The organism is Longimicrobiaceae bacterium, from assembly GCA_035936415.1.
Lineage (GTDB): Bacteria > Gemmatimonadota > Gemmatimonadetes > Longimicrobiales > Longimicrobiaceae > JAFAYN01.
This window is the reverse complement of sequence record DASYWD010000472.1, coordinates 1-7529: the sequence shown is the minus strand read 5'-3', so window position 1 is coordinate 7529 and position 7529 is coordinate 1. Positions and strand designations below refer to the sequence as shown.

The window sequence follows — 7529 nt, the reverse complement described above, 5'->3', positions numbered from 1 at the left end:
GCTGCGGGGCGGGCGCGGGCGCCGGGCGCGGGGCCGCGGTGGCGCACCCGGCGGCGAGGAGTGCCGCCAGGACGAACGGGTACTTCATCTCGGGTCTCCGGGCGTGTCGGGCTTCGGCGGGAGGATGGAACGCACCCGAATAGCCTGCCGATCCCGAATTGTTCCGCGATCCGCCGGGGCGCGGCCCCCGGAGGGAGCCGTCCGGGTGCACGCCTCCCCCTGGGCCGCGGTCTCCCGGGGTGCGAAGGGGCGCGGGCCGTGGTACCTTGTCCGCGCTCTCGAACTCACGCAATCCCAGCTTGCAGGCATGATCAAGACCGTCGACATCTATCGCCAGAACACGCCGCCCGATCCCTCCGTGCCGCGCCCCGTCCGCTTCTCGCAGGTGACCTTCGCCGACCTGGCGGAGCCGCACAGCGTGAACGTGGCGGGGACGCTCTTCGGCGGCACCATCCTGGGCTTCATCGACCGGGCGGCCGCGTTCTGCGCCATGAAGCACGCCGGCCGCCCCGTGGTGACCAAGAACATGGACAGCATGGAGTTCAACGAGCCCATCTACATCGGCGAGCTGGTTGTGGCGATGGCCTCGGTGAACTTCGCCGGGACCACCAGCATGGAGGTGGGCGTCAAGGTGCTGGCGCAGAACCCCATCACCGGCCGGGAGCGGCACACCAACACCTGCTACGCCACCTTCGTGGCGCTGGACGAGGAGGGGCGCCCCACCCGGATCCCGCAGGTGCTCCCGGAGACGGAGGAGGAGAAGCGCCGCCACGAGGCGGGCCGGCGGCGGCGCGAGGAGCGCCTGGCCCGGCGCAGGGAGCGGAAGTAGCCGCCCACTCCGTCCACGACGGCCAGGGGCGGCGCCGCCCCCCCCGCGACAGGCGGGAACATCCCCCCGGACCGGCGGTACATCCCCTTGTCCCGGGCCGACATGGTGCGCGCGCCGCGGACGGGGGCGCCGGCGGGCCGGGTCGCTTGACGGGGTGGGGAGCGCGCACTATACTGTGCGCCCCCTGCCCCGGCCCGGGGCGGGACCACCCGAGACGACCCGCCGACGCGCATGCGTGGATTCGTACCAGCCGAGACGAGCAGCCGCCCCACGGGGGCGCGACTGCGCGCGCGCGCCGCGGACGACGCGGTGCGGCGGATGGCGGCACGACGGGAGTAGCGGGGCGCCCTGGCGCACCCGACGCTCCCGCCCGGCCGCAGCGACGCGCCGGGCGGTTGTTTTTTCCCGGCAGAAGTCTTGCAGCATGGGCAGCACGGTCTTCCGGCACCCGGGGGGCCCTCACGCAGGATCCGTTCTACGGACGAAGAACCGACATGGCTACGGCAGCACGCAAGACACGGCGGCGGAAGCGGACGACCCCCTCGCTCGACGCGGGGTTCGGGGTCGCCGCGGAAGACCAGTCGAGCCTGGACCAATATCTGAAGGAGGTCAGCACCCACCGCCTGCTGACCCCGCCCGAGGAGATCGAGCTCGGGAAGCGCTCCCAGGTGGGTGACGAGGACGCCATCCAGGAGCTCGTCCGCGCCAACCTGCGGTTCGTGATCTCCGTCGCGAAGAAGTACCAGAACCGCGGCGTCTCCCTCTCGGACCTGATCCAGGAGGGGAACGTGGGGCTGGTGACCGCCGCGCGGAAGTTCGACCCGGACCAGGGGGTGAAGTTCATCTCCTACGCGGTGTGGTGGATCCGGCAGGCCATCCTGTCGGCGCTCGCCAACCAGGGGCGCGCCGTGCGCGTGCCGCTGAACCGCGCCTCGGACCTGGCGAAGATCTTCCGCGAGCGGGAGCGCCTCAAGCAGGAGCTGCGGCGCGACCCCACGCCGCAGGAGCTCTCCGAGGCCACCGGGCTGTCGCCGGAGATCGTGGAGAGCCTGCAGACGCTGAACGCCGCGGAGATCCGCCTGGACGCCCCCATCGGCGACTCCGAGGACTCGCAGCTCATGGAGCGCTTCATCTCGGACGAGGCGATCGTCACCGAGGACGAGGTGGAGGAGCGGCTCCTCAGCGAGCGGATCGACCGCGCGCTGGGAACGCTGCAGCCCCGCGACGCCAAGGTCCTCAAGCTCTACTTCGGGCTGGAGGGCGGGCGCGAGCACACCCTGGAGGAGATCGGCGACATCCTGGGCGTGACGCGGGAGCGCATCCGCCAGCTCCGCGACCGCGCGCTGAAGCGCCTGCGCGAGGGGGAGATGGGGGAGGCGCTGGCCTCCTTCGCCGCCGCGTGAGCCCCTTCCGGACCCGCGGCACCCGAGCACCCTCCCCCCGGGGAGGGTGCTCTTTGTTTTCCCCTCCGCCCCGGGCAGGCACATGATCGGGACGGTGCTGCGGGCGCAGGGCGGGACGTACGTGGTGGAGACGGCGGAGGGGATCGTGGAGGCCGCGCTGCGGGGGAAGGTGAAGCGGGAGGACCGCTCCGGCGAGCGCGTGGTGGTGGGCGACCGGGTGGAGGTGGAGCCCGCCGGGGAGGGGTGGACGGTGGAGCGCGTCCATCCCCGGCGCACCGCGCTGGTCCGCCGCGCCCCGGGGAAGGCGCCCCGCCCCAAGACCATCGTCGCCAACGTGGACCAGGTGGTGGTGGTCTTCGCGGTAGCCCACCCCTCCCCCCACCTGCGGATGCTGGACCGCTTCCTGGTGATCTGCGAGTCCAGCGGGCTGGACCCCCTGATCATCGCCAACAAGACGGACCTCCTCGGCGAGGAGGCGGCGCGCGCGCTGTTCCGGCCGTACGAGCGGGCCGGGTACCCGGTGCTGTTCACCGCCGCGCGCGCGCGGAAGGGGGTGGACGAGCTCCGCGACGCCATCTGCGGGCGCGTCTCGGCGCTCACGGGCCCCTCCGGCGTGGGGAAGTCCAGCCTCCTCAACGCGGTGCAGCCGGGGCTGGGGCTGCGGGTGGCCGCGGTGAGCGAGGCGGTGGACAAGGGGCGCCACACCACGGTGACCGCGGAGCTCATCCCGCTGGAGTGCGGCGGGTACGTGGCCGACACCCCCGGGCTGCGGGAGGTGGGGCTCTGGGAGGTGGACCCGGAGGAGCTGGACGGGCACTTCCCTGAGATGCGCCCGTACCTGGGCACCTGCCGCTACGGGAACTCCTGCACCCACTCGCACGAGCCCGGGTGCGCCGTGCGGGCGGCCGTGGAGGCGGGCGAGGTGGACCCCGGCCGGTACGAGAGCTACCTCCGCATCCTGAAGGGGGAGGACGAGGAGGACTACTGAGGCTCGCGAGCGCCGCGCGCCGGCCGTTGTGACGTGCAGGCGGCGCCGCTCGTCCTTGCGGACGTCACGATGGATGCCGGGGCCCCGAGGGGCCCCGGAGCACTCCCGCAGGGCACACCCGTCGCGAGGCGGGGTCGCAAAACCTGGAGTCTCTCCGAGACCGTCCGGTTGTCCCGAAGAACGGGTAGACGGGAGAAGCAGCGCCGGGGGCCCTCCCCGGCAGGACCTTCTTTCTTGGAGGCGACATGGTCGCACGGAACCGCACGATCCTTCTCCCCGCGCTGGCGGGGGCCCTCCTGCTGGGCGCCTGCGAGGCGTCCACCGGCTCGCTGGCGCCGAACGGCTCCGCCCGGCTCACCGTCCAGCTCACCGACGCCCCCGGCGACCTCAAGGAGGCGCGGGTCAAGCTCAGCAAGGTCGTCCTGCAGGGCCGCGAGGGGGGCGACACCGCCGCCGCCCGCCAGGAGCTCACGGTCTCGGGCGGCGAGTGGATCGACCTGCTGACGCTCAGCGGCGGCAAGCTCAAGGACCTGGTGAGCGGCGCCACCGTCCCGCCCGGCACCTACTCGCAGCTCCGCCTGGTGGTGGACGGCGCGTACGTGGTCACCCGGGACGGTCGCGTCTTCGCCACCAAGGACGCCCAGCTCCCCTCCAGCGTGACCGCCGACGGCGAGCTGGTGTGCCCCAGCTGCAGCCAGAGCGGGTTCAAGGTGAAGTTCCCCGGCGGGATCACCGTGGAGGACGCCACCACGCTGGTGATCGACTTCGACGTCAACCAGAGCTTCGGCCACGAGGCCGGCAAGTCCGGGAAGTTCGTGCTCAAGCCGGTCCTGATCGGGGCCCGCAAGGGCGGCGGCACCCCCGCCCTCGGGACGATCGGCGGGACGGTGACGCTCGCGCAGGGCGTGGCGATCCCCGCCTGCGGCGGCCAGGCCACGCTGGACCTCACCCGCTTCGTCCCCACCGCGACCGGCGGGACCACCACCAAGACGGGCACCACGCAGGCGAACGGCGCCTACGTGATCGGTGCGGTGGCGAGCGGGAGCTACACCCTGGGCGTCGACCGGGTGGGCTTCGCGAACGGCGACACCCTGAGCTTCACCGCCACGGCCACCCCGGCGACGGTGGCGGTCGCGGCCGGAACGAAGGCCGCCGCCGACTACACGGTGACCGCGGCCACCTGCAAGGCGGCCGGCTGAGCCGCAGCCCGGCCGATCCGGGGGCCGTCCGCACGGACGGCCCTTTTTTCGTGGCAGGATTGTTCGGAAACGGGCGGGACGCTACCTTCCCCTGCCACCAGGGGAGCGGCGCCGCGGCCCGGACCGTGCTGCGGCGGACCCCAAACGATCCCGGCCCCCCTCGTCCCCCCGCAATGGACCTCCTGGACGTCGCCGTCCACGTCTACGAGAGCGACACCCCCGCCACCGCGTTCCAGGCGCTGGTGGAGGGCCTCGCCGCGGCCGTGCCGCTCCGCTCCGCGGCGTGGGTGGAGCGGGAGTGCGGCGGTGTGCGGGAGCACTGGCCGGACGGCCACGCCCCCCTCGCGGACCTCGTCGAGGCGGGGCTGGAGGCCGCGGCGCCCTGCCTCCTCGCCACGCCCGATGCCGACGCCCTCTACCTCCCTCTGGGGGCGGAGGGCGTCCTCGTGCTGCGGGCCGCGCCCGGCGCACTGGACGGGCAGGCCGGATGGGAGCGGCTGTGCGCCGCGCTCCGCCGCATCTCGGAGCGGGACCGGCGGCTCCGCCAGGCGGAGGACGAGCGCGACACCCTCCGCCTCCGCGCGGAGGAGAGCGAGGCGCTGCACGTCCTGGGGCTGGCCGCCAACCGCACCCTCGACCCGGACGAAGTCCTGAACCTGGTGGCGCGCTTCACCCGCACGCTCCTGGGCGCCCACTACGTCACCGTGAACACCACGGGCGAGGACGGGCACATCCGCACGGTGGCCTCGGTGGGGCTCCGCTCCCCCGACCCGGACGACGACCCCTTCGCCGGCCGGGTGGTGGACGCCGGGAAGCCGCTCTCGGCCGGCGGCGAGGGCGACCCGTTCGAGGTGGACGAGTTCCCCTTCCACGCGGCGGAGGAGATGCGGGTGGGGCTGGGGGTGCCGCTCTCCCTCTTCGGCGAGACCTTCGGCGCGCTGGTGGTGGGGTACCGCCGCGACTACCCGCTGGCCCCGCGCGACACTCGCCTGGCGCTCACCCTGGCCGGGCACGCCGCGGTGGCCATCAGCAACGCCCGGCTGCACCGCGCGCTGGCCGACCGCTCCCGCGAGCTGGAGCGCGCCTACGAGGAGCTGCGCTGGTCGTCGCAGGCGAAGGAGCGCTTCTTCGCCTCCATGAGCCACGAGCTGCGCACCCCGCTCAACGCCATCCTGGGCTACCAGAGCCTGCTGCTGGACGGGGTGGGCGGCCCTGTGGCGGAGGCGCAGCTCTCCTTCCTGGAGCGGGCGCACCGGGCGACGGAGAACCTGCTGCACCTGGTCAACGACGTCCTGGACCTGTCCAAGCTCGAGGCGGGGAAGATGGAGCTGATGGTCCGCCCTGTCTCGCTGGGCGAGGTGGTGGAGGACGCCTATGCCTCCGTGGCGCCGCTCGCGGACCGCAAGGGGCTCCGGGTCCAGGTCCCCCCCCTGGGAGCGCTCCCCCCCTGGCGCACCGATGCGGACCGGGTGCGCCAGATTCTGGTAAATCTTTTTTCGAATGCGGTAAAGTTTACGGACGCAGGAGAGGTGACGGTCGCCGTGTCGGCCCCCGGACCGGAGCCGGACGGCGGGCCGCCTGGGGACGGGCGCGCGCCGCGATGGCTGGAGATCCGCGTCACCGACACCGGCCCCGGGATCGCGCCGGAGAACCGGGAGCGGATCTTCCACGAGTTCGAGCAGGTGGTGAGCCCGGCGGGAGCGGCGGGCACGGGGCTGGGCCTCCCCATCTCCCGCAAGCTGGCCCGGCTCCTGGGAGGCGACCTGCTGGTGGAGAGCACCCTCGGCCGGGGCTCCACCTTCGTGCTCCGGCTTCCCGACCCCGCGCCGACGGTGGGAGCGCGGCAGGGATGAGCGTCGCCACGCCGTTCCCGGATGCCCGCGCCGGGCACGCGGACCTCGCCGGCTTCGCCGAGCTGGCCGCGGAGCAGGAGCGGCTGGGCGACTGGGACGCGTCGGCGCAGTGGTACTCCCGGCTGTTCCGCGCCGCCCTCTCCGCGGGCGAGGTGACCCGGGCCGTGAACGCCCTGCGCGGACAGGCGCGCGTCCGGCGCGAGCAGGGCCGCCTGGAGGAGGCGGCGGAGCTCGCGGAGCTGAGCCACGCCATCGCGGAGGGGCACGGCCTGACACAGGAGGTTGCGCGGGCGCTCAACGTGCTGGGGATCATCCGATACGCGCAGGCGCTCTGGCCGGAGGCGGAGGCGCTCTACGAGCAGGCGCTCGGGCTCGCCATGGACACCGGAGACGACGAGCTGGTGGGGCTGGCGTGCCAGAACCTGGGCGTCCTGGCGAACATGCAGGGGCGGCTGCGCGAGGCGAGGATCCGCTACCTGGAGAGCATCGGGGCGTCGGTGCGCGCCAGCAACAAGGACGCCGAGATGATGGCGTACAACAACCTGGGCGTCGTGTGCTCCGACATGCAGGAGTGGATGGAGGCGCAGCTGTACTTCGAGCGCGGGATCGAGATCGCCGAGCGGATCGACGCGCTCCCCTACCTCGTCCGGCTGCTCGCCAACCGCGCCAAGCCGCTCGTCCAGCTCGGAGAGCTCGCGCGGGCTCGCGATGCCCTGTCCCGAACCGAGGCGGTCGCGGTCCGCATCGGGAGTCAGGTCGGGCTGGTGGAGGTGGCCCGGCTCCGCGGCCTGATCGCGTGGCGCGAGGGGAAGCCGGACCGCGCCCGGGCCCTTCTTCTAGAGGCCCTGGCGCTCGCGGAAAGGGGAGGGTTGGACTTGGAGCGCGCGGAGGTCCTGCGGGACCTCGGATCCCTGGACGCGGAGCAGGGTAGGCACGCGGAGGCGCGGCAGCTGCTCGCGGCGGCGCACCATGGATTCGTGACGGTCGGAGCGAGAGTCGAGGTGGAGCGGACGGAGCGGATGCTCGAAGCGGCGGGGTGATCGGGGTGGCGGATCGGGCACGCTCTTTGCTCCCGGTGGACCGTAACAACCACCCTGGAGGGGCCCATGAAACGCTGGTTCCTGTCGGCGGCTTCGGTGCTGGTTCTGGCTCTGGCCGGATGCGGTGATGGCTCGGAATCGCCGATCGCTCCCTCGGGACCGGCGTACAATGGCGGGCTGGTCGTGGGAGGAAACAGCGTGGAGACGGCCCCCCCCC

6 protein-coding genes and 1 riboswitch are annotated in these 7529 nt (G+C 73.3%); all 6 genes read left to right on the top strand.

From position 1 onward, the window contains the following. Positions 1-307: 307 nt before the first annotated feature. The 6 genes from VGR37_19085 (at position 308) to VGR37_19060 (ending at position 7312) form a co-directional block, all read left to right on the top strand. On the top strand, positions 308-829 hold the full coding sequence (locus tag VGR37_19085; protein ID HEV2149513.1) for an acyl-CoA thioesterase: 522 nt from the start codon (positions 308-310) through the stop codon (positions 827-829). A gap of 494 nt (positions 830-1323) precedes the next feature. After that, on the top strand, positions 1324-2232 hold the full coding sequence (locus VGR37_19080) for an RNA polymerase sigma factor RpoD/SigA (GenBank protein ID HEV2149512.1): 909 nt from the start codon (positions 1324-1326) through the stop codon (positions 2230-2232). Between the two features lie 82 nt (positions 2233-2314). Beyond that, positions 2315-3220, top strand: a complete 906-nt coding sequence (gene rsgA, locus VGR37_19075; protein HEV2149511.1) for a ribosome small subunit-dependent GTPase A — start codon at positions 2315-2317, stop codon at positions 3218-3220. A 101-nt stretch (positions 3221-3321) separates the two neighbouring features. Continuing rightward, positions 3322-3396, top strand: a riboswitch (cyclic di-GMP riboswitch). A gap of 69 nt (positions 3397-3465) precedes the next feature. Further along, positions 3466-4419, top strand: coding sequence for a DUF4382 domain-containing protein (locus VGR37_19070; GenBank protein HEV2149510.1), 954 nt, complete (start codon positions 3466-3468; stop codon positions 4417-4419). 173 nt (positions 4420-4592) lie between these two features. Beyond that, entirely contained in the window at positions 4593-6272 is a 1680-nt protein-coding gene (locus VGR37_19065; GenBank protein HEV2149509.1) for a GAF domain-containing sensor histidine kinase, read from the top strand. After that, positions 6269-7312 carry a tetratricopeptide repeat protein gene (locus VGR37_19060; GenBank protein HEV2149508.1) on the top strand — a complete coding sequence of 348 codons (1044 nt, stop codon included), beginning with the start codon at positions 6269-6271 and terminating at the stop codon, positions 7310-7312. Before VGR37_19065 ends, VGR37_19060 begins: the two co-directional genes overlap by 4 nt. The last annotated feature ends 217 nt before the right edge of the window (positions 7313-7529 follow it).